Genomic DNA, 19,784 nt, shown 5'->3' with positions numbered 1-19,784 from the left:
GCAAAACGGTCGCGCAACTAGATCTTTCGCTCAGGCTCCAGACCGGCCCAATCGGCCACGGCATCCAGACCACGGCGCAACCGATCCATGCTGCGCGGCGCGGCACCCTCCCAGCAGACCGCCAGCAGCTCGCGCCGATCGTCGGGCCGGATCATGCGGCGCAGGCTGTCCCACCGGCGCTTGGCCGTGATTGCCGCGTCCTCGTCGTCATCCCCGTCATGGCCAGCGGGCGAGAAATCTACGCAGGACCGGCCAGCGGGCGAGCCCATGACGCCACGAGCCGCGCTCTCGAACTCCTGCCCGGCCTCGCGCTGCCGTGCCGTGATGACGCCCCGAGTGGCCAGCGCGTCGAGCGTGCAGGATGCGCTGTCGGTCGCCACAGCTACGCCAGCCTCATCGCCATCTCGCAAGCTGAACACGCCCTTGAGCTTGCGCTGCGGCGTGGGCCGGGCCTTGCCCTCGCGGTCCTCCCAGATCTCGGCAGCAGCTGCGAGGCGCAGGCGGTCGCGCTCGGCGTGCTTCAGCTTCTTCTGGCCCTCGGCCGTGTCCTTGCGCCGCTTGGCCTTCTCGGCCTTGCTCAGCGCGCCAGAGGCGATGACCTGACCAACGAGACGATCAATCCTGCTCATTCTGCCGCCTCTGGCCGGCTGGCGCTCAACACGTCTGCCGCAGAGCGGAACGTCCCGGCATTCCGGCGCTGGTCATCCTGCAACTCGAAATCAACAGCGTCTGGATCTCGACGCGACAAGCGTGCCATGACCTCAACGTGATGATCCCACTCGGACCGGCTGGGCTCCTGTTCGCGGATCCGCTCCATCGCCGCCGGCGACAGTGCAAAGCCATAGAACCGGGCTTCGCGCTCATTGCGCAGGACACCGCGACGAATCATCGCGTCGGTTCGGTCGGATCTGCCCATGCCGGGCATCTGGGATTTGAATTTGCCAAACCAGTCGGACAGCATTTCGATTGCCGCGCTTTCTCCGCGCTGGTTAATCGCCGCATCGCTGGCGGGCGTCACTGCCTGCGCCCCACGGCAGGCCCGAACCACCTCACCCGGGGCCGGCCAGCTGCGCGTGGTCATGCTGGCTTCTAGGGCGCGGATCGCCTTGTCCCACCAGACCTGCCAGTCGTGATCTGGGGCATGATCCAAGAAGATTCCGAACAGCGCCTTGGCTTCATCGGCCATCACCTCGGGCTTGTCGGCGATCTGCCGGGGTGGGCTGAACCGTTGCAGCCAACGGTTGAAGCGCTGGGACAGATCGGCGGTTTTTGCGGCGCTCATTGGAAATCCTCGGGGTTGATCGTGATGCCGTGGCCGGTTGGCCTATGCTGTCGGGGGGTGGGCGCTGCCGCAATCGGCGGGGCGGTCAGCTCGGCCGCGAGCTGCTGCAAGCCGGGCGTGAAATAGGTCATCGACCTTGGCGGTGACCGGAGGCGGACGGCCTGATCGGTGATGGACGCGATGATCTGATCCGGCGTCAGGCCTAGGTCTTGCTGCCAGCGGCGCAGGGCATCGACCTCCTTCGGCGACATTCCGAACCGGCCTCCCGATCCGGTAAGTGAGCCGAACGCGACCCCAGCGGCGCGGCAGGCGTCGGACATGAGCCCGTCAGGCTCGCTTGCGTCCGCGCGCCTATCATCATCATCATCTTCTTCTTTCTGACTTCTGACTCTGGCTTCTGAAGAAGATGCCACGGCATCCGCATGGCAATTGCCATATGCCGCTTCCTTATCCTTCAATGCTTTAGCATGTCCGCCTGCCTTTCCAGCCGTTGCGCGAACCTCACTTTTTTTGCGAGCTTTTTCGTGCTCTTTTGAAAGTCGGCGGTTGGTGATGGCGTCCCCATCGACCTCGAAAAACCGGCTGATTTCGGCCCAGACCGGCTTGAATTTCGTCACCGACATGCGGGCGATCCGGGCCAGTTTTGCCATGTCATTTGGCAGCCGTGCGTCATGGCGCCACATGGTCATCAGGATGAGCAGATAGGCCCCGTGCTCAACCGTAGAGAGGTCCAGCGTGTCGGCCAGATAGTCCGCGACATAGAGCTGCATGAACGGCTGTTCGCTCATCCCGCCACCTCAACTTCCACGATCACCGCGCCGGCCTTGCACCTCTCACCGCGCTGGAGCACCATCACGGGCCATTCCGCATCATCGACGCCGATAGCCTCGGCCAGCGCGTCGAAGGCCTGCTTCATGCGCTTGCCCATGTTGTCGAAGTCGTAGCGGCTCACGCGCGGCGGCGGGCAGTAGGTCACGATCACGCGGGCCACGGCGGCGCCCTCTGGCAGCGGACGGATGGCCTTGCCCTTCTCGCGCAGCAGCAGCCAGCAGCGCGCCTTGTAGGCGCTGGCGAGCCGAGCCTTGCCGTGGAAATTGCCCTGCGAGCCGTTGGGCGACAGCCCAGACGGTGGCCAAGGGAATGTGGCGCGGGCGGCGATCACGTCAGCCTCCCCAGCGCCTTCGCGAGCCGCTGCCTGATGTTCATCGTCTCGTTGGATTTCGGCGCGCGGCACGGGCACTCTGCGAGCGCGACGCGCGGCCCATGGGCCTCGGTCAGCGGCAGGCGGATAACCACCATGCCGCCCTCGACGCGCACGCTGGCGCCGGGTGAGATGGCGTCGCTCATCCCCGCAACCTCTTCGGCTTTCTCTTGCCGCCGCGCCCGATCAGGCCGCCGGGCTCGAGCAGGGTGACGACACGGTCTTTTTCCGGCGAAACCACGGCGTAGAACGTGCCCCGATCACCCACGGCGATGCGGTAGACCGGCGCTCCTGTATGGCTGCGGCAGGCGAACCTGGCGAGATCCTCGTTCCCCTGCGCGATGGCTTGAACGATTTCCTCGGCAAGCCTGTTGGCGCAAATGTCCGCGCCGATGCGGGCCGCGACACGCTCGCGGAAATGGCACGTGGCAGGGATGCTCACACCACCCTCCCCCGCACCACAGCCCCGCGCAGCTCGCCGATGACGCGATCCGCCGGGCCGTCCAGCACCAGTTCCTCGCGCGTGACGCTGCCACCGATCAGGCCGCGCCGCCGGGGCGCCGTCTCGACCCGCGCGTCGGGGGTGGTGTCGAACGGCGTCAGTGCGAGGCTGATTCGCCGCCCGTCGATCTCGACCACCGCCCTGTCGCCGGTAGCCAGCGAGGCGCCACGATCAATCCCCGGCGTGGTTGAGAACACCAGCCCGAGCCGGTTGCGGACGCGCGCGATGCGATGGTGGCCGCAGCCCAGCTTTCGGGCTGTCTGCGTAATGGTCAGGCCGGCGTTGCAGCAGTCGATGACTGCGGTATCGAACAGGGCATTTGTCATTGCTGCCACCCCTTGATTTTGAGGAAATATTTTTCCGCCTTCTCTTTCAGGCGAATATGGGCGGCCTGGGCGCGGACGGCCCGCGCCTCGTAAAGCCGCCCGATCAGGTGCCAAAGCACTGCCATCAGGATTTTCCTTCGATTTTGGAGAAAACGACCTCGGCGCCGGCGATCACGAGGACCGCCGTGACGTAGCGCAGCGAGGCGTCGTTCTCTTCGCGCAGCCAGTTCTTGACTTGGCGGGGAGAGACGTTGAGCACAGCCGATGCCCGTTCGGCGAGTTCGTGCTCGGATTGCGCCGGGAATGCCCGCCACAGCAGGTTGCGGAACCACCGCCGCGACGCGCTGGCGTGGTCCTTTGATCCGGCAAGATCTTTCACAGGCTATGCTCCAGAATGGTCAGGTTGTGGGCTGACCGAGGGGTGAGGGGATGGAATTTCTGACGACAGGGGCTCTCCCTGATCGGGCTCTGCCTTCCTGTCTTTCAGGGCCGCGATGTTCTCGCGGACCTTTTCGGCAGTTTCGGGCCAAACCCGCTTCCCGGCAGCGAGGCGGGCGTGGAACCTCCCGCCCTGCCCGACCAGCCGGCCCAAGGTGCTTGCGGCCATGCCGAGATCAGCAGCCGCCGCTTCGAGTTCGTGAAGGAGATTTTGGGTTTCAGTCATGCGCCCAAGGTAGTGTGATACTTCACACATCTCAAGCGGAAACTTCACATTGGCCGGCGAAACATCACACGGGTAAACCATTGGCATGGATGTGAGCGACGTGTTCAGAATGCGGCTGAAAGCCGAGATGCAGGCTCAGGGCTTCAACGCCGCGAGCTTGTCGAAGAAGGTTGATATGAACCGCCGCGCCGTGCAGGACATTCTGGACGGCCAGTCGCAGAGCCCTAAGCTGTCAACGGCGCACGCCCTGGCCCGAGCGCTCGACAGAACCTTAGATCAGCTGACCGGCGACGCGCCGCAGGTCTCTATTGTTCCACGCCTTCGTGAGCTTCTGTCGCAATACGACCAAGACGAGCAAGAGCGTCTTGCAGAGGCAATCTTGAACCTTCCCCGGGCTCCGGGGTCAGCGCGATGATGGCGAGCAGCATCTGATGTTCGCTTGCTGATAATTCCAACCGATCCAAGCCGCCTCCCGAATCCACCCGGATAATAAAAGAACATTAAGGGAACATTTAGTAGGCGCGCGACCTGACGAAAGGGATAGGTGATGGCCAGCCAGACCGCCGAGGAAGCCCTGCGCGCCGCGCTGCTGGATCTGCTGGTGCAGATGCCTGCCGAGATGCTCAAGACCCCAGAGGGGCGCGCTGGAATAGCGGAGGCGTATGAGGCGGCGGCGATGAAATCGCACCCGGCGGTGGCTGAGGTGGTCAGGGAGGCGGCGGAGAGGTTGAGGGGCGTGGGCCAAGCATATGACCACTAGCAATGTCAAGTCGAACTAGCTATGTTCACGGCATGAAAGCGCGCTATCGTTTCGCAGCAGAAAAGGCCTTGCACGCCGTCCACTGGATGGTCTCTCAAGGCGTGCCTGTGGATCTGCACGCCGCACTAAAAACGGCCTATTTTGCTGACAAGTCCCACCTTAACGAGCATTTGCAGCCAATCTTTGGCGCTACCTACCGGGCCATGAAGTTCGGCCCTGTCCCCTTGGAAATATACGAGATCATCAAGGGTGAAGCCTTGCGAATGTGGGAGCTTGGACGCGACGATCTGCCTTGGAAGCTGGACGGCTATAAGTTGCGCGTGATTAGCAATGAGCCGGTCGTTATGGATGCCTTTGCTCAGAGCGAAATGGATCATCTTGAGGTTGCGTTTCGGCGCTCGGTCGGGATGTCGTTTACAGAGAGAACCGCCGCCACCCATGGCCGAGACTGGCAGGCAGCCAATGGCGGAACGATGAGCTATGAGGATATGATTGAAGGCCGCCCTGACACGGAAGAGGCGATAAATTTCATCCAAGAAACCGCGCGACATGTAAGGCTGTAGCTGTTGCTAGGGCTTCTGGACGTCATCTGGGTGTTCGATCTGAACACGCGCCCTCAGAAGCGCAAGATGTATGTCTGCTTATCCTACGAGATGGGCTGGTTCATGCGGATCAACACCAAGGATACTCCGCGCCCATGCGTGCCTATCGCAAGGGACGACAACGCGTTCCTCCACCACGACAGCCACATTGAATGCGGTATTCTCGTCTTGGATGAGTTTGAGATCGATGAGGCCATCCGGCGCGATGGTATTGTCGGGACCGTCCATAGAAGATACAGGCCGATCATACTGTCCGCGCAGATGAACACTCTGTTCATCTCCAAGCGCGACAAAGAAGCTTTGAACCAGATTCTCGCATAACCCAGCCCCGCTTCGGCGGGGCTTCTTCATGCTCGGAACCGCCTGCCGCCCCGCGCGTGCCTCCCTGCCTCGCATAATCGTAACCTTGCGCGGCAGCCTCTGCCCGAGGCTTCACCCGACTCGCGGCAGGGGCTTTCCCGAGACAGCCCCGCCTCGCGCAGAACTTCTTCATCCCGTGAACGAAAAACGGCGAGGTTTCCCCCGCCGCCGACTTGCCCATGAACGCGCCGCTAGTCGGCCAAGGCTTCGTATCCCTTGTTCCAGGCATCGACCTTGGCGTCGTGAGCCGCTTGCGTCGCCTTTTCCTTGTCGCGTTTGACTTCGGTAGCGTTGCCCGGGCCGCCCTCGTTGTCCATGCCATCCACTGCCGTCTGCAGCATCTGGGCCTCGGTTTGCGGGATCTTATTTTCTCGGACCATGGCAGGTCCTCCATAGCACCATGGCGAGGATATCGCCCGGATGACACCTTGTAGCACAGAACGGCGCCAACCGCACGAAATCGTTTCTCCGCCCGCCCTAACCGGCGGGCTTTTTGCTGCTGCCGACAGGGGCGTATAGAGCCGGCGAATCGCAATGTGTGATCTTTCTCACTTTTATTCTTGACAGTGTGATATTTCACACTTAACTTCATCTCAACAGGGCGCGGCACACGAACCGCCCTTCAACACCGAGATGGAGGTCTACCGATGAACCGCACCCCCGAGGATCGCCTTGTCCGCGCCTGCGTCTGGCGCGTGCTGATCCTGTTCGTTCTTGCCTTCTGGGCGGTGGCGTTCGCCTTCGCGCTGCCCCCGATTTTCGCCAACGCCTCCGCCAGCCCGGTGCATTGCCGGGGCCTGACCCCGGGCGAGTGCACCGCGCGGGCTGAGGAGGGCTGGTGATGGAGTTCATGTCGAGAGACCGCCGGGCTGCGGAAGTTCTGAAAGACGTGGCTCATTCAGCGACCAGGGTTCTGGGGAAAGATCACCCCGAGTTCGCACTTGCCTTGCAGATTGCCCGGATGGCCGACGATCTCGCTGACCGGATGGCGCCCATGTCGGAGGTGAGGCGGACGAGCGATCGGCCTCTGGCGCAATACGCTGTTGGGCTGGGTTTCCAAGACCTAAGCACCGGCTGGATTGGCTACGACATGGCTATTGTCGTTGCGAGCAGTGAAGCTGAAGCGATTGGCCTTCACATGCGCCGCAAAGAAGAAGGGCATCCTGAGCGCATGTACAATGCGCCTGATGTAATCGCTATTCCCCCATTCCCCGGGGAGGCGCGGCGATGAACTACCACACCGCCACCCTCGTCATCGAAGGTCCCGAGGGCTTGATCGAAGCCGAGGCCACCTTCGCCATCGACGCGGCATGGTCCAGCCACCGGAACGCAGGCGGTTATCGCGGCCTCGACTGGATCAACAGCTGCGAGCTGTCCGAATGGGTCTTTGACGGTCGCAAGCAGACCCGCGCAACCGCCGTCGCCTTGGCTGGCGAGTTCGATATCGAGCGGCAGGAAAACCTCGCCATGATCGAGTGGCGCGAAACGGCCAGCCAGAACGAGGCCGATGAATACGCCGATTATCGCTACGGCATGGCGGCCGAGTAATCCCCAAACCGCCGGCGCGTTCTCCCGACGACGGCCAGCCCCGCAGCGCCTCCCTCCCACGGCTGCGGGGCGATCATTCACCGACGAGGTTGAAGATGAACCAGATTGCACCTGATATCTTGCGCCAGTTGCTGCGCTACGATGCCGAAACCGGCAAGCTGTTCTGGCGCGAGCGCGGCCCGGAATGGTTCAAGAGCGACGGGCAGGGCGCGGAGAAGGCCTGCAAGAAATGGAATACCGTTTGGGCTGGCCGTGAGGCATTCACTGCTGTCGGCAAAAGTGGGCACCAAACAGGCGCTGTCTTCGCCAAAAACTTCCTGAAGCATAGGGTCATATGGGCCATGCATTACGGCTGGCCGGAGGACTTGATCGACCACATTGACGGCGACCCCGGCAATAATCGCATCGAAAACCTAAGGCCCGCCAATCAGGGCCAGAACAAGGCAAACGCTGGCAAGCGTTGGTTCAGGAACCCATCGAGCAGATACATCGGTGTCAGCTGGTCGCGCAAAGAGCGGAAGTGGATTGCCCAGGTAGGCCATGCAGGCACAACCAGCAGGGCTGGCTGCTTCACGTGCGAAACCACCGCCGCCATAGCCAGAGACAGGCTGGCCAAGGACATCAAGGGCGAGTTTGCGCGCCTTAATTTCCCGGAACTCCGCCATGTTTGATTTCCTTCCTCAAGGCGTTCACGCCAATATCAGCGAAGAAGCCTACCACGCCGACCTGATCTGCGAGCGACCCAGCCTTTCGAGCGGGGTGGGCAGGCTCCTTCTGGACCGCAGTCCGCGCCACGCTTGGCACGCCTCTCCGCGACTGAACCCTGATTTCCAGCCGGTCGAAAGAAAAACCTTCGATATCGGCCGGGCCGCGCATCGCTGCGTCTTGGGCAAAGGCGGAGATTACGTCGCCTATCCCGAAGAACTGCTGGCGAAGAATGGCGCCGCCAGCACCGACGCCGCCCGTGAATGGGCGCAAGAAATGCGCGCGCGCGGCATGACGCCGCTCAAGGCGGCAGAGGTTGATGCCGTTCACGACATGGCCGCCGAGGTCATGGGGCGCCTGGCATTCATGGACATGGCGTTCCCGCCCGCCCGGTCGGAACTGACTGTGGTGGCGGAGATCGACGGGGTGATGTGCCGTGCACGCATTGACCACGCCCCCGAAGATCCGCGCCTGCCGTTATGGGATCTGAAGACCGCCGTGGACGCTAGCCCGCAGGCCGTTCAGCGCGCGATCATGGCCTACGGCCTTGATTTCCAAGCATCGCACTATGTCGAGACGTGGAAAGCAGCCACCGGCGAGGACAGGAAGTTCAACTTCCTTTTCGTGGAGAAGGAAGCCCCGCATGAGTGCTGCATCGTCCAGTTGGGCGGCGACAGCATGGTCATGGGACGGAAGCGCACCGCGCGGGCGCGCGAGATGTGGCGGCATTGCCTGACCACGGGCCTGTGGCCCGGCTATCCGGCAGAGATCGTGCAGATGGACCTGCCCGAGTTCTACCAGGCGCGCTGGCTGGAACGAGAAACCTTCGAGGCCGAGGTGAAGCAAGCCACCGGCCGAGACATCCTTGCATCTGCCTACATGTGGCAGGCCCCCGAAAATCATGGAGAAAACCCGTGGGCATGATCCGCTTTATCCCGGTCGCCGAACTGAACGACCCTCTCACCCTGTCCATCGGGCTTTCCGGTGGCTCTGGCACCGGCAAGACCTATACCGCCCTGCTGATGGCGCGCGGCATCGCCGAGACGGTCACTGGCCGTGCTGTCGCCCCGATCGGCTATGTCGACACCGAGAACCGGCGCGCGCTGCATTACAAGGCGGCTTTCCCCGAGATGTGCCATTACGATTTCACCGCGCTGGACGATGCCGGGAACCTGGTTGGATTCGGGCCGGAGCGGTGGATTTCCGTGATCGACGCGGCTGAGGCTGCCGAACTGCCGGTGCTGATCCTCGACAGCTTCTCGCACGCCTGGGAAGGCGTCGGCGGGGTGCTGGACCTGCACGCCACGACGCTGGACCGGCTGACGCGCGGTGACGACAGCAAGAAGGACGCCCGTTCGCAGCTGGCCTGGGCCGAGGTCAAGCCGCGCTATCGCCGCTTGATCGATCGCATCGTGCGCGCGAAGACGAACATCATCATCTGCACCCGTGCAAAGCCGGTCATGCAGGACCTGAAGACGCGCCAGAACGCGCGGAACACCAAGACTCGGCGCAAGGATGTGCCATGGGATCCGGCCAGCGACGGCGATCTCCTTTTCGAGATGACGACCATGGTCATCCTCGACCCGTCGGCGCCCGGCTGCCCGGTCCACCAGATCAAGGTCGCCGACCAGTTCAAGGCGCTGCTGGATCCGCGGCGCCCCATGGGGGTGGATACCGGGCGCGCTATGGCCGAGTGGGCCAAAGGCCAAGGCGATGCGCAAAAGCAGAAGGAAATCCTCGACCGTGCTCGGGACCGGGCGCGTGAAGGGACAAAGCGCTTCACCGAATGGTGGCAGTCGGATGACGGTGTTGCTGCGCGGCCCATCGCCCGGACCATCATCGAGGAACTGAAGACGCTGGCCGAGACGGCCGACCGCGATTGCGCCGCAGTTGAAGATGACCCGTTCGCCAATGACGCCGATGACGACGGCCTGACCCCCGAGCAGCGCTCCGAGCTCGCCGCAGCCGAAGCCGCGTTCCGCGCCGGCAACGACGGCTAACCCCCCCTGCCCGGCCGGTTGTAGTGCCCTCTGCCGGGCCCAGAAAAGGAACCCCGATATGAAAACCATCGATCAACTGACCGCCGGCCAAACGGCTTGGTACACATCGAACGACGTGGAAGTCTGGGCCGGCGGCCCCTTCGAGAGCCGCGAAGAGGCGGAAGCCGAGGCCGAGGCCGAAGAACACCGCCTGATCATGCAGGCCACCAAATACCCGATCCTCGTTTCGGATTATTTCGATCAAGATGCTTTCTTCGAAGCTGCGGAAGAAAGCCTCTACGACCAATGCAACGATGACGGCGATCCGATTCTGGACTTCAAACCGGAGGTGAACGCCGACCTGCAAACGCGCGTGCGCAAGGCCATCGATGAATGGCAGGTCGCGCATCAGCTTTCACCACAGCCGTGGCGGTTCAGCAGCAGCGGTGAGGTGGAAATCGCAGCTTGGGCAAAGGCAGCGGAAGGCGGTGCAGCATGACCCAGACCAAAGACGGCGGGGCCGCCGCGTTCCGGGCCGACATGATCGAGCGGGTCGCGCGGAAGGGGGCGGCAAAATGAAAGTCCTGATCGGATTTTCTCGCTGCCCTATTACCGTCACGCTGTTGCGTCAGCGCGGCATCGAGGCTTGGACCTGCGATCTGCGGCCAGCGGATCACCAGTGGCATATTCAGGGTGACATTTGGGGCGTCACTGCCCAATCATGGGATTGGGGCATTTTCCACCCCATGTGTACCTATCTGACGTGCAGTGCGGCATGGGCGTTCAGCGACCCAGATTTTGTGCGCTACCCCGGCGTCGGCTATCATCAGAGCGTCAAGCCCGGCACGCTGACCGGGGCGGAGCGGCGCGCTGCGCGGGAGCGCGCTCTGGATGACGTTCGGCGCATCCTCGACCTGCCGTATCCGAAGGCGGTGGAGAACCCGGCGGTGAGCTTCATCAACAAGGCCATCCGCCCGCCGGATCAGGTGATCCAGCCATACGAGTTCGGGGACGATGCCAGCAAGGCCACCGGACTGTGGCTAGACCGATTGCCGCTGCTGGTCAAAGACCCATCCGCTCGTATCGGCGGCCGTGTAGTTGATGGCAAGGAGCGGTGGTCCAACCAGACCGACAGCGGCCAAAACCGTTTCTCGCCCTCGGCTGACCGCTGGCTGGAGCGCAGCGTAACCTACCCAGGCATCGCCAGGGCATTTGCGCAATGGGGCGATTACGCCGCAGCACAGGAGATTGCAGCATGACCCACCCCGAGATCCCGACCGACGAGCTGGAGCGGCTGGCGGAGCAGATCACGCCGGGGCCGTGGTCGCGTAATGCAGAAAATGCATTCTGCAATCAGATTGACGGTGAGCGTGACGCCATCTGCACAGACCAGTTTTGCTATTCCCCAAAGGATCAGCAGGACGCCAACGCCCGCGCCATCGCCCTCGTGCCCGACCTGCTGCGCAAATCCATCGAGGACGACGCGACAATCAAAGCCATGCGCGCCCTGCTGCTGGCGGGCTGCGATCTTCTGGCCATCGAGAGCGAGTGCCTGCGGGAGGGCATCAGCATCGGCGGTGTCATGTCGCCGGGACCGGAAGACGCCCACACCGTCGAGGCGATCCGCGAAATCGAGGGCTGGATCGCCAGCGTGAAGGCCACGCTCTATCCCCCCACCAACGAAGGAGACAGCCATGACGACTGATGCGCAAAAGCCGGATCGGATCTGGGCTGATATGGACAACCTCACGTGGGTCGAGGAATGTCCGGGTGAGACGCGTAAAGACTGTGAAGTAGAATTCGTCCGCGCCGACCTCTGCGCCTCGGGGCAGGTGCGGGCGCTGGAACATCTGCAAAACGTCATGGGTCACATCGACACCCCTATCGCCAGACGCCATCTGCGTATTGGCGACGATCAACCCAAATGGCTGACTGAGGCGAGAGATTATCTCGCCGCCCTGCGCGCCCCGCAGCCCGAGGGGCAGATCATGGACGGCTGGGTTGATGACAAGACGTTCATCGAGCCGCTGACCCCAGCAACCCCGACCGCGCAAGAGGTGGTGCCGACCGAGGACGAATTGGACGAGGCGTGGAAATCCGGATTCAACGCCGGGTTCGGGGAGGCAAGGCTGACCGCCCACCCGCCCCAGCCCAGCGTGTCGGTCTCGGAGGCGGGATATAACGATGTAATCCACGCGCTTCTAAAGCAGCACGAAACAGAAATGCGGTCAAAGGGGCGCAATCCAATCGACTACACCACAAAATGGAGTCTAGCGGCTGACGCAGTAGCCGCCCTGCGCGCCCTGAAAGGCGGTGCGTGAATGATCCAGCACATCGTTAACATCAGCGGCGGCAAGGACAGCACGGCCTGCTACCTGCTGGCGCTTCAGCGCGGTGTTCCGTTCCGGGCCGTCATGGCCGACACCGGAAACGAGCATCCGATCACCATTGAATATGCCGAGCGTCTGTGCGACCGAACCGGCGGTCCGCAGGTCGAGATTTACCGCGCGGATTTCACCGAGCGCATGGACAAGAAGCGCGCTTACATCGCCGAGCATTGGGCGGCGGAAGGCGTGCCGCAGGCATGGGTGGATCGGGCAATCGCCGCGCTCCAGCCGACCGGCATTCCGTTTCTCGACCTGTATCTGTGGAAAGGCAGGTTCCCATCTCGCCGGGTGCAGTTCTGCACCGAGTTTCTGAAATCCGAACCCATCGGCAAGCAGGTGATCGACCCCGCGCGACAGGCCGGCCCCGTGGCGCAATGGCTGGGCGTGCGCCGTGCGGAGAGCCTAGCCCGCCGCAATGCGCCGATGTGGCAGACGGTCAGAACGCCGGGCCAGCACGCCATGCGGTTCTATCGCCCGCTGATCCACTGGTCGGCCGAGAACGTGTTCGGCTATGCCGCCGCGCACGGCCTCGACCCGAACCCGCTCTATCTTCAAGGCATGGGGCGCGTCGGCTGCTTCCCCTGCATCAACGCCAACAAGGGCGAAATCCGTGCCATTGCGATCCGCTTCCCCGAGGCTTTCGAGCGAATTTCAGAATGGGAGGCGATCTGCGCCGAAGCCAGCAAGCGTCAGCGCGCTACATTCTTCGCCGCTGATGTGACGCCCGAGGGGGCTGCTCACGCGCGCCGCATCAGTAAGATCAATGATCGTGAGGAGCGCGACGCCGCCTCGGCGCAGGTCGCATGGCCGACCGCCCGCGACGTGGCAGAATGGGCGCGCACGGATCGAGGCGGGCGCCAGTTCAACCTGCTCGAAGCCGCGTTCGCCGAGGACGAGGCGCTGTCATGCTCATCTCAATATGGACTGTGCGAATGAAACATTCAGAAACCGTAGATCTGCTTGCCATCGCCCAAGCCGAGATCGCCCGCCTGACCCAGCGCGCCGAGAAGGCCGAGGCCGAGCGGGACGAGGCGCGATCCATGCTGTCCAACGCAGAGCGGGACATGCGGCAGAGGGCGGCGGATGTTTGCGACCGCAATGATCAGGTCTCTGGATGGGTTTCTCGTGATGCTATCCTCGCCCTGCCGCTGAAACACGCTGATCGGGAGGCCAGAAAATGACCCACCCCGCAGCATGGGACGCAGAGGCGATGGAGCGCGTGCTGAACGAGGCGTTCGCGGTTGTGATGAAGAGATGGAGGTGGTGATGGGAGCGCATGATCTTGCTTTTGTGCCTAGGCTGCTGCCCGCCCCTCAAGCCGCGCACTATCTTGGCGTCAGCGAGACGACGCTTCGAGGTCTGGGCCTGCCCCGGAAGGTTCTGGGCGGGAAGCGCCTTTACGACCGCCTGACCCTAGACGAATATGCCTCGGGACTGCCCGATGACGGGCAGAGCGCCGAGGGGCCAAACTCATGCGACGAAATCATGCGGGCAATGCGGTGAGGCTCAAGCACGTCAAGATCATAACCAAGCCGAATGGCCGCCGGTTTACCTATCTGGCAGTGCCCGGCCACAAGCTGGTGAGATTGCCGGACGCCCCCAAAGACAGCGCGGAATTCCTGATGGCATATTCCGCTGCGCTCGCAGCAGCAAAGACTGATAAGCAGGGGAGAAAGGTCGCGACAGGAAGTATCGCAGCAGCGATAGTCAGCTATCAGCTAAGTGCTGAATTCTGCGGAATGGCTATCACCACCCGGCAGCAACGGCGTGGGCACCTCAGTAAGATAGCCGACACATGGGGCACGGCACGTCTTTCCGACCTGCGCGCCTCACACATCGAAGCTGATATCGCAAAGCTGCAACCCCATCCCGCCAACAACCGGCGAAAAGTGTGGCGCAGCCTGTGCGTGTGGGCCAAGAAGTCCAGGCTAATCGCAAATGATCCGTCTGCCGAAGTCGAAAAGGCAAAGACCGCGAAGAGCGACGGCTTCAAGCCGTGGACAAATGAGGAAATAGCGGCATTCCGTGAGCATTGGCCGGTGACCAAGCCGCAACGTCTCGCGATGGAGTTGATCTATTGGACCGCCGCCAGAGCATCAGATTCAGTGCGGATTGGCCCTGGAATGGTGACCAAGGACGGCTGGCTGAGCTTCAGGCAGCGCAAGACAGGGAGTGAGGTATCAATACCATTCAACCGTGCCCTGCCCGATTTCGCGCTAGACATGCAGGCTGATCTGGATCTGCTTATGGCGGCGATAAGCCATGCACCTCGCCACATGACGTGGCTGGTCACGGCACGCGGAAAGCCTCGCTCGGAAAAGGCGTTCAGCAGCTGGTTTGCTGAGGCCGCCGCTGATGCCGGGATCGCAGGGAAATCTGCTCATGGTCTGCGAAAGTCCCGAGCAATGGCGCTGGCAGAAGCTGGCGCGACAGCTCACCAGATAGCCGCGTGGACTGGTCATGAAAGCCTGTCCGAGGTGCAGAGATACAGCAAGGCGGCTGACCGCAAGCGCATCCTGTCAAGCACGAACAAGGAACAAAATTTGGAAACCATCAGCACCAAGAATGGAAACCTGTCAGCTAATGCTTGAAAATAAAAAGGTATTTTTACCAGGTGGTGACCCCGACAGGACTTGAACCTGTAACCTGCCCCTTAGGAGGGGGCTGCTCTATCCAGTTGAGCCACGGGGCCGCCGCTGACCTTTTGCCCGCTCGGCACGGGAATGGCAAGGTTGCCGTGGCGGGCGAGACACGATAACGGTAACATGATTTCGTGTCGGTAGCCCTTATGAACAACAAAAAGCCCCGCCGCCCCCTGACCCTGCGTGATGTCTCGGAAGCCTCGGGCGTGTCCGAGATGACGGTCAGCCGTGTTTTGCGCAACCGGGGCGATGTCTCGGCCGCGACACGCGAGAAGGTGCTGACCGCCGCCCGCACGCTGGGCTATGTCCCCAACAAGATCGCCGGCGGGCTGGCCAGCAAGCGGGTCAATCTGGTCGCGGTCATCATCCCCTCGCTGTCGAACATGGTGTTTCCCGACGTGCTGGGCGGGATCTCGGCGGAACTGGACGATACCGGGCTGCAACCGGTGGTGGGGGTGACGAATTACAGCCCCTCGCGTGAGGATACGGTGCTTTACGACATGCTGAGCTGGCGGCCCTCGGGGGTGATCCTTGCCGGGCTCGAGCACAGCAAGGTGGCGCGAGCGATGCTGGACAATGCCGGGCTGCCGGTGGTCGAGATCATGGATGTGGACGGCACACCCATCGACACGGCAGTCGGCATCTCGCATCGCCGGGCCGGGGCCGAGATCGCCACCGAGATCCTAAACGCCGGTTATCGCCGCATCGGCTTTATCGGCACGCATATGCCCGAGGATCATCGCGCCCGCAAACGTCTGGCCGGCTTTGAGGAGCGGCTGGGCGAATCGGGCGTGCAGCTGGTGGCGCGAGAATATTATCAGGGCGGCTCGTCGCTGCAGAAGGGACGCGAGCTGACCGAGCGCATCATGACGCGCGAGCCAGATCTGGATTTTCTATATTACTCCAACGATATGATCGGCGCGGGCGGGCTGCTGTGGTGTCTGGAGCAGGGCTATGACATTCCGGGCAAGCTGGGGCTTGCCGGGTTCAACGGTGTCGAGCTGCTGGACGGGTTGCCGATGCGGCTGACCACCACCGATGCCCGGCGCATCGACATCGGCCGGCGCGCGGCGCGCATCGTGGCGAGCAAGGAGCCGCGGCCCGAAAACGGTATGGTCGCGCTGGCGCCGACCTTTCTGCCCGGCGATACGATCCGCAAGGCCTGAGGGCAGCGCCAGCGGCAAAACCCGCATGGGTATTTGGAAAATGGTGAAAGCCGCCCGCGCGCTGCCCCGACCGGGGCGCGCCTTGCGGGCGGTAGGCGTCAGTCCAGATCGGGATAGAAGCGCCCGGCCGGCGACAGGGTGAAGATCTCGCAGCCATCGGCGGTGACGCCGATCGAGTGCTCGAACTGGGCCGAAAGCGACTTGTCGCGGGTGACGGCGGTCCAGTCGTCGGCGAGGACCTTGGTTTCCGGCCGGCCGAGGTTCACCATGGGTTCGATGGTGAAGAACATGCCCTCTTCGAGCACCGGGCCTTTGCCGGGGCGGCCGAAATGCAGCACGTTCGGCGGCGCGTGGAAGGTACGACCGAGGCCGTGGCCGCAGAAGTCGCGCACCACGGACATGCGATTGGCCTCGACATAAGACTGGATCGCCCAGCCGATGTCGCCGAAGGTGGCGCCGGGGCGGACGGCCTCGATCCCCTTCATCAGGCTGTCATGGGTGACTTGGATCAGGCGGCGCGATTTCACGCTGGGCTTGCCGGCCACATACATGCGCGAGCTGTCGCCATACCAGCCATCGAGGATCACCGTCACGTCGATGTTGAGGATATCGCCCTCGGCCAGGATCTTGTCGCCGGGGATGCCATGGCAGACGACATGGTTCACGCTGATGCAGCTGGCATGCTGGTAGCCGCGGTAACCGATGGTGGCGCTGATCGTGCCAAGCTCGGTCACGCGGCCGCGGATGAAGTCATCCAGCGCCCCGGTGGTAACGCCGGGCTGGACCAATGCGCCGACCTCGTCAAGGATCTGCGCGGCCGCACGTCCGGCCGCCCGCATGCCCTCATAGTCCTGCGGGTCATGGATACGGATCCCCTCGCGGGTCTGATGTGCGTCGTTCATCGCGTCCTCATCTTTGCTTGAACCCACAGATAGACCCGCAAGGCCACTTGTTCCAGCCCCGCGCGCATGCCTATACCTTTGCCCGATCCTGAGAGCACCGCGAGGAGCGTGCCATGCAATCCGACAATCCCACCGCCGCAATTCTAGTCATCGGGGACGAAATCCTGTCCGGCCGCACGCGTGAGGGCAATGCCCATCATCTGGCTGGCGTGCTGAGCGCCACCGGTTTCGACCTGCGAGAGATCCGCGTCGTGGCCGATGACCATGCCCAGATCGTGGCGGCGATCCGCGCCTTCGACAAATCGCTGGGCGGGGCCTATGATCTGCTGTTCACCAGCGGCGGCATTGGCCCGACCCATGACGACATCACCGCCGATGCAGTGGCCGATGCGCATGGCACCACGGTCGAGATCCACCCCGAGGCGCGCGCCATCCTGCAGGCGCGCTGCGACCGCATGGGCACCGAGCTGACGCCGAACCGGCTGCGCATGGCGCGCATCCCGGTTGGTGCGACGCTGATCGAAAACGCATTCTCGGGCGCGCCGGGCTTTTCCATCGGCAATACCCATGTCATGGCCGGCGTCCCCGAGGTGTTCCGTGCCATGGTGGCATGGCTGGTGCCGCGCCTGCCCGGCGGTCGCCCGACGCAATCGCTGACGGTCGAGGTGCGGCGTGGTGAAAGCGATGTCGCCGAGGATCTGAAGGCCGTGGCCGAGGAATTCCCCGACCTGTCGCTGGGCTCTTACCCGTTTCAGGACCCGACCGGCTGGGGCACCAATCTGGTCGTGCGCGGGCTGGATGCCGCCCGCGTCAGCGAGGCGATGATTGAGCTGAAGCAGAGGCTGGACCTGTGACGCCCGATCCGGCCCTTGCCCAGATCTTCGAGACCAGCTGGCCCGCGGCCGAGACCCGCGACAGTGGTGGTTTTCGCAGCGGGCGGGGGCTGGGGGCCGGCGGGCGCGTCAGCTCGACCCGGGCGCTGCGGCCCGATTGGGACGCGGCCGACATCCCGGCGGTCGAGGCAGTGCATCGCGACTGGGGCCAGCGGCCAATGTTCCGGGTCGCGGATGGCGACCTGCGGCTGCGCGAGGCGTTGCTGGTGCGCGGCTATGCGCCCGAGACGCCGACCGCGATCATGACCGCCGATTGCGCGGCGCTGCAGGCCGAAGTGCCGGCGATGACCACCTTTACCATCTGGCCGCCGCTGGCGATCCAGTCGGACCTTTGGGCGGCGGGCAATATCACCCCGGCGCGGCAGGCGGTGATGCCGCGCGTCCTGCCGCCGCATACCACAGTGCTGGGCCGGCTGGATGACCGTGCGGCGGGTTCGGCCTTTGTCGTCGCAGATGGGCCGGTGGCGATGATCCATGCCATCGAGGTGGCGCCGCAATTTCGCAGGCGGGGGCTGGCCGGCTGGATGATCCGCACCGCCGCCGTATGGGCCACCGAACAGGGCGCCGCGCGGCTGGGACTGGCGGTCAGCCGCGCCAATACGGGCGCACGCGCGACCTATGACCGGCTGGGCTTTCACGAGGTTGGCAGCTACGGCTATTGGGCGCGGGACTAGCCCGCCGCGCGTCAGTCCGCCGCCAGCCGGCGCAGTTCTTTCTTCAGCAGGTCCAGCTCGCTGCGCATCAGGTTCATCTCGGCGCGCATGTCCTCTTCCAGAAGCTCGCCGGCGACGATGCTAAGGCTGGAAAGATGGCGCGCACCGGGCTGCGGCGGCTCGGCACCTTCGCCCTGATCCTCAAGCAGCAGGAATGTCTGCACCCCATCCGACAGTTTCTGCGGCGGGATCGCAGCGGCGATGCGCCAGCTGCCATCGTCCTGCGCGGTGGCGCGGGCATCGCCGACCCGCGCGCCCATATGCACCAGCAGCAGCCGGCCCGGCGCCGCATCGCCATGCAACACGCCCTGCCAGATGCCGCTTTTCAGCCCCAGTGATTCGAAGCGATCCATCACAGCCCTTTCAGAAATCCGCCCGCAGATGGCGCGACAGGAACAATTCGCGCATCTCGACCGCGCTCATGCGCGGCGCCTCGAAGATCAGGTCCAGCCAGATCTTTTCCAGCCGCTTTTCATTCATCTCGGTATAGGCAAGGTCGAATTCGACGACCTGCTGGCTTTGCAGCCCGCTTTCCATGCCGCGCAACAGCTGCAACAGCTCATCGACATTGGGACCGTGCCCGATGTTCAGCCGGGCATAGACATTCATCGGCCGTTCCAGCACCAGCGTGGTTTCCAGCCGCAGGATATGGCTGCGGGTCAGCCCCTCCATCGCCTCGGTCGGCAGGTCGATCGAGATGGACAGGAACGAGCCGCTGAAGCCAAAGACCTCCAGCCGCATGCCATAGGGCGACAGGTCGGTGGCGCGCGGGTTTTGCACCTGTTCCAGAATCAGCGCGCGTTCGGGGCAATCGTGCCAGACGCCGGCGCGGTCACCCAGCCGGGTGCCGGATTCGGGGGCCGAGATGCCGCGCGGGGTGATCTGCCCGGCCATGAAGCCGGGACGCCAGCGCCAGTCGGTGCCGCCGGGCAAGGGCAGCGCATCAAGCGCGGCGCGGGACACGGCGGCCTTGCGGTCGCCGCGCATCAGAAAACGGTTGAGGCTGGCCCGCAGGGCCAGCGCCTCGTCGGTCAGGGTGCGGATGCGCCCCGGCCCCATGAACTCGACACTTTCGGCCATGCTGGCCCATTGCGCCTGCGCCCGTTCGCGCGCTTTCCGGTCAAGCCATTTGCGCGGGCGCACCGCCATGCC

General features: G+C 63.6%; 33 protein-coding genes and 1 tRNA gene. 20 read left to right on the top strand and 14 right to left on the bottom strand.

Annotated elements, in window-relative coordinates; genetic code table 11:
• Positions 1-17: 17 nt before the first annotated feature.
• Genes GL279_RS00365 through GL279_RS19095 form a run of 9 tightly spaced genes read right to left on the bottom strand, consistent with a single transcriptional unit; the run spans position 18 to position 3,690 of the window.
• Entirely contained in the window at positions 18-629 is a 612-nt protein-coding gene (locus GL279_RS00365; protein ID WP_155062619.1) for a hypothetical protein, read from the bottom strand.
• The gene (locus tag GL279_RS00360; protein ID WP_155062618.1) at positions 626-1,282 is read right to left on the bottom strand and encodes a hypothetical protein; all 657 of its coding nucleotides are present in this window, start codon (positions 1,280-1,282) and stop codon (positions 626-628) included. Before GL279_RS00360 ends, GL279_RS00365 begins: the two co-directional genes overlap by 4 nt.
• Complete coding sequence (locus tag GL279_RS00355; protein ID WP_155062617.1) at positions 1,279-2,070, bottom strand: YdaU family protein; 792 nt, start codon at positions 2,068-2,070, stop codon at positions 1,279-1,281. The genes GL279_RS00360 and GL279_RS00355 overlap by 4 nt, the downstream gene beginning before the upstream one ends.
• Complete coding sequence (locus GL279_RS00350) at positions 2,067-2,444, bottom strand: RusA family crossover junction endodeoxyribonuclease (RefSeq protein WP_155062616.1); 378 nt, start codon at positions 2,442-2,444, stop codon at positions 2,067-2,069. Before GL279_RS00350 ends, GL279_RS00355 begins: the two co-directional genes overlap by 4 nt.
• On the bottom strand, positions 2,441-2,629 hold the full coding sequence (locus GL279_RS00345; RefSeq protein WP_155062615.1) for a hypothetical protein: 189 nt from the start codon (positions 2,627-2,629) through the stop codon (positions 2,441-2,443). The genes GL279_RS00350 and GL279_RS00345 overlap by 4 nt, the downstream gene beginning before the upstream one ends.
• A complete protein-coding gene (locus GL279_RS00340) occupies positions 2,626-2,925 on the bottom strand; it encodes a hypothetical protein (protein WP_155062614.1) in 300 nt (99 codons plus the stop codon). The genes GL279_RS00345 and GL279_RS00340 overlap by 4 nt, the downstream gene beginning before the upstream one ends.
• Positions 2,922-3,311 (bottom strand): hypothetical protein, encoded by a 390-nt coding sequence (locus tag GL279_RS00335; protein ID WP_155062613.1) that lies wholly within the window; start codon positions 3,309-3,311, stop codon positions 2,922-2,924. Before GL279_RS00335 ends, GL279_RS00340 begins: the two co-directional genes overlap by 4 nt.
• Positions 3,308-3,436, bottom strand: a complete 129-nt coding sequence (locus tag GL279_RS19530) for a hypothetical protein (protein ID WP_281348933.1) — start codon at positions 3,434-3,436, stop codon at positions 3,308-3,310. The genes GL279_RS00335 and GL279_RS19530 overlap by 4 nt, the downstream gene beginning before the upstream one ends.
• A complete protein-coding gene (locus GL279_RS19095) occupies positions 3,436-3,690 on the bottom strand; it encodes a hypothetical protein (RefSeq protein WP_343039673.1) in 255 nt (84 codons plus the stop codon). The genes GL279_RS19530 and GL279_RS19095 overlap by 1 nt, the downstream gene beginning before the upstream one ends.
• A 370-nt stretch (positions 3,691-4,060) precedes the next feature.
• On the opposite strand from GL279_RS19095, the gene GL279_RS00325 reads away from it, so the two are divergent.
• The 4 genes from GL279_RS00325 (at position 4,061) to GL279_RS00310 (ending at position 5,658) form a co-directional block, all read left to right on the top strand.
• Positions 4,061-4,390 carry a helix-turn-helix domain-containing protein gene (locus GL279_RS00325; protein WP_155062612.1) on the top strand — a complete coding sequence of 110 codons (330 nt, stop codon included), beginning with the start codon at positions 4,061-4,063 and terminating at the stop codon, positions 4,388-4,390.
• Between the two features lie 132 nt (positions 4,391-4,522).
• Positions 4,523-4,735: a hypothetical protein gene (locus GL279_RS00320; RefSeq protein ID WP_155062611.1), complete on the top strand. Its 213-nt coding sequence runs from the start codon at positions 4,523-4,525 to the stop codon at positions 4,733-4,735.
• A 32-nt stretch (positions 4,736-4,767) separates the two neighbouring features.
• Entirely contained in the window at positions 4,768-5,298 is a 531-nt protein-coding gene (locus GL279_RS00315; protein ID WP_170293890.1) for a Panacea domain-containing protein, read from the top strand.
• A gap of 30 nt (positions 5,299-5,328) precedes the next feature.
• A complete protein-coding gene (locus GL279_RS00310; RefSeq protein WP_170293889.1) occupies positions 5,329-5,658 on the top strand; it encodes a hypothetical protein in 330 nt (109 codons plus the stop codon).
• A gap of 230 nt (positions 5,659-5,888) precedes the next feature.
• Here GL279_RS00310 and GL279_RS00305 read toward each other — a convergent pair whose 3' ends face one another.
• The gene (locus tag GL279_RS00305) at positions 5,889-6,077 is read right to left on the bottom strand and encodes a hypothetical protein (RefSeq protein WP_155062608.1); all 189 of its coding nucleotides are present in this window, start codon (positions 6,075-6,077) and stop codon (positions 5,889-5,891) included.
• A 267-nt stretch (positions 6,078-6,344) separates the two neighbouring features.
• Here GL279_RS00305 and GL279_RS00300 point away from each other — a divergent pair, with 267 nt between their 5' ends.
• The 13 genes from GL279_RS00300 to GL279_RS00240 all read left to right on the top strand — a co-directional run bounded on the left by GL279_RS00300 (position 6,345) and on the right by GL279_RS00240 (position 14,907).
• Positions 6,345-6,539: a hypothetical protein gene (locus tag GL279_RS00300; protein ID WP_155062607.1), complete on the top strand. Its 195-nt coding sequence runs from the start codon at positions 6,345-6,347 to the stop codon at positions 6,537-6,539.
• Positions 6,539-6,928: a hypothetical protein gene (locus GL279_RS00295; RefSeq protein ID WP_155062606.1), complete on the top strand. Its 390-nt coding sequence runs from the start codon at positions 6,539-6,541 to the stop codon at positions 6,926-6,928. The genes GL279_RS00300 and GL279_RS00295 overlap by 1 nt, the downstream gene beginning before the upstream one ends.
• Positions 6,925-7,245 (top strand): hypothetical protein, encoded by a 321-nt coding sequence (locus GL279_RS00290; RefSeq protein WP_155062605.1) that lies wholly within the window; start codon positions 6,925-6,927, stop codon positions 7,243-7,245. Before GL279_RS00295 ends, GL279_RS00290 begins: the two co-directional genes overlap by 4 nt.
• A 95-nt stretch (positions 7,246-7,340) precedes the next feature.
• Positions 7,341-7,916: an HNH endonuclease gene (locus tag GL279_RS00285; RefSeq protein ID WP_155062604.1), complete on the top strand. Its 576-nt coding sequence runs from the start codon at positions 7,341-7,343 to the stop codon at positions 7,914-7,916.
• The gene (locus GL279_RS00280) at positions 7,909-8,874 is read left to right on the top strand and encodes a PD-(D/E)XK nuclease-like domain-containing protein (RefSeq protein WP_155062603.1); all 966 of its coding nucleotides are present in this window, start codon (positions 7,909-7,911) and stop codon (positions 8,872-8,874) included. Before GL279_RS00285 ends, GL279_RS00280 begins: the two co-directional genes overlap by 8 nt.
• Entirely contained in the window at positions 8,871-9,950 is a 1,080-nt protein-coding gene (locus GL279_RS00275) for an AAA family ATPase (protein WP_155062602.1), read from the top strand. Before GL279_RS00280 ends, GL279_RS00275 begins: the two co-directional genes overlap by 4 nt.
• Positions 9,951-10,008: 58 nt before the next feature.
• A complete protein-coding gene (locus GL279_RS00270; RefSeq protein WP_155062601.1) occupies positions 10,009-10,428 on the top strand; it encodes a hypothetical protein in 420 nt (139 codons plus the stop codon).
• A 76-nt stretch (positions 10,429-10,504) separates the two neighbouring features.
• The gene (locus GL279_RS00265; RefSeq protein WP_155062600.1) at positions 10,505-11,188 is read left to right on the top strand and encodes a hypothetical protein; all 684 of its coding nucleotides are present in this window, start codon (positions 10,505-10,507) and stop codon (positions 11,186-11,188) included.
• Complete coding sequence (locus GL279_RS00260; RefSeq protein WP_155062599.1) at positions 11,185-11,634, top strand: hypothetical protein; 450 nt, start codon at positions 11,185-11,187, stop codon at positions 11,632-11,634. The genes GL279_RS00265 and GL279_RS00260 overlap by 4 nt, the downstream gene beginning before the upstream one ends.
• Positions 11,624-12,250: a hypothetical protein gene (locus tag GL279_RS00255; protein WP_155062598.1), complete on the top strand. Its 627-nt coding sequence runs from the start codon at positions 11,624-11,626 to the stop codon at positions 12,248-12,250. Before GL279_RS00260 ends, GL279_RS00255 begins: the two co-directional genes overlap by 11 nt.
• Entirely contained in the window at positions 12,251-13,252 is a 1,002-nt protein-coding gene (locus GL279_RS00250; RefSeq protein WP_155062597.1) for a phosphoadenosine phosphosulfate reductase domain-containing protein, read from the top strand.
• Entirely contained in the window at positions 13,249-13,497 is a 249-nt protein-coding gene (locus tag GL279_RS00245; RefSeq protein ID WP_155062596.1) for a hypothetical protein, read from the top strand. Before GL279_RS00250 ends, GL279_RS00245 begins: the two co-directional genes overlap by 4 nt.
• 291 nt (positions 13,498-13,788) lie before the next feature.
• Positions 13,789-14,907 (top strand): tyrosine-type recombinase/integrase, encoded by a 1,119-nt coding sequence (locus GL279_RS00240; RefSeq protein WP_155062595.1) that lies wholly within the window; start codon positions 13,789-13,791, stop codon positions 14,905-14,907.
• Positions 14,908-14,931: 24 nt separating this feature from the next.
• Here GL279_RS00240 and GL279_RS00235 read toward each other — a convergent pair.
• Positions 14,932-15,008, bottom strand: a tRNA-Arg gene (locus GL279_RS00235).
• Between the two features lie 96 nt (positions 15,009-15,104).
• On the opposite strand from GL279_RS00235, the gene GL279_RS00230 reads away from it, so the two are divergent.
• Positions 15,105-16,124 carry a LacI family DNA-binding transcriptional regulator gene (locus tag GL279_RS00230; RefSeq protein ID WP_155062594.1) on the top strand — a complete coding sequence of 340 codons (1,020 nt, stop codon included), beginning with the start codon at positions 15,105-15,107 and terminating at the stop codon, positions 16,122-16,124.
• Between the two features lie 98 nt (positions 16,125-16,222).
• Here GL279_RS00230 and map read toward each other — a convergent pair whose 3' ends face one another.
• Positions 16,223-17,026: a type I methionyl aminopeptidase gene (map, locus tag GL279_RS00225; protein WP_155062593.1), complete on the bottom strand. Its 804-nt coding sequence runs from the start codon at positions 17,024-17,026 to the stop codon at positions 16,223-16,225.
• 113 nt (positions 17,027-17,139) lie between these two features.
• Between map and GL279_RS00220 the strand changes: the two genes are divergently transcribed.
• Together GL279_RS00220 and GL279_RS19650 are read left to right on the top strand one after the other, a co-directional pair.
• Positions 17,140-17,880 (top strand): competence/damage-inducible protein A, encoded by a 741-nt coding sequence (locus GL279_RS00220; RefSeq protein ID WP_155062592.1) that lies wholly within the window; start codon positions 17,140-17,142, stop codon positions 17,878-17,880.
• A complete protein-coding gene (locus GL279_RS19650; RefSeq protein ID WP_343039672.1) occupies positions 17,877-18,593 on the top strand; it encodes a GNAT family N-acetyltransferase in 717 nt (238 codons plus the stop codon). Before GL279_RS00220 ends, GL279_RS19650 begins: the two co-directional genes overlap by 4 nt.
• Before the next feature lie 11 nt (positions 18,594-18,604).
• Here GL279_RS19650 and GL279_RS00210 read toward each other — a convergent pair whose 3' ends face one another.
• Together GL279_RS00210 and GL279_RS00205 are read right to left on the bottom strand one after the other, a co-directional pair.
• Positions 18,605-18,985, bottom strand: coding sequence for a hypothetical protein (locus tag GL279_RS00210; RefSeq protein ID WP_155062591.1), 381 nt, complete (start codon positions 18,983-18,985; stop codon positions 18,605-18,607).
• A gap of 10 nt (positions 18,986-18,995) precedes the next feature.
• Positions 18,996-19,781: a DUF6478 family protein gene (locus GL279_RS00205; protein ID WP_155062590.1), complete on the bottom strand. Its 786-nt coding sequence runs from the start codon at positions 19,779-19,781 to the stop codon at positions 18,996-18,998.
• Between the last annotated feature and the right edge of the window lie 3 nt (positions 19,782-19,784).

It is taken from the genome of Paracoccus limosus (assembly GCF_009711185.1).
GTDB lineage: Bacteria > Pseudomonadota > Alphaproteobacteria > Rhodobacterales > Rhodobacteraceae > Paracoccus > Paracoccus limosus.
This window is presented reverse-complemented; position numbering and strand designations above follow the sequence as displayed.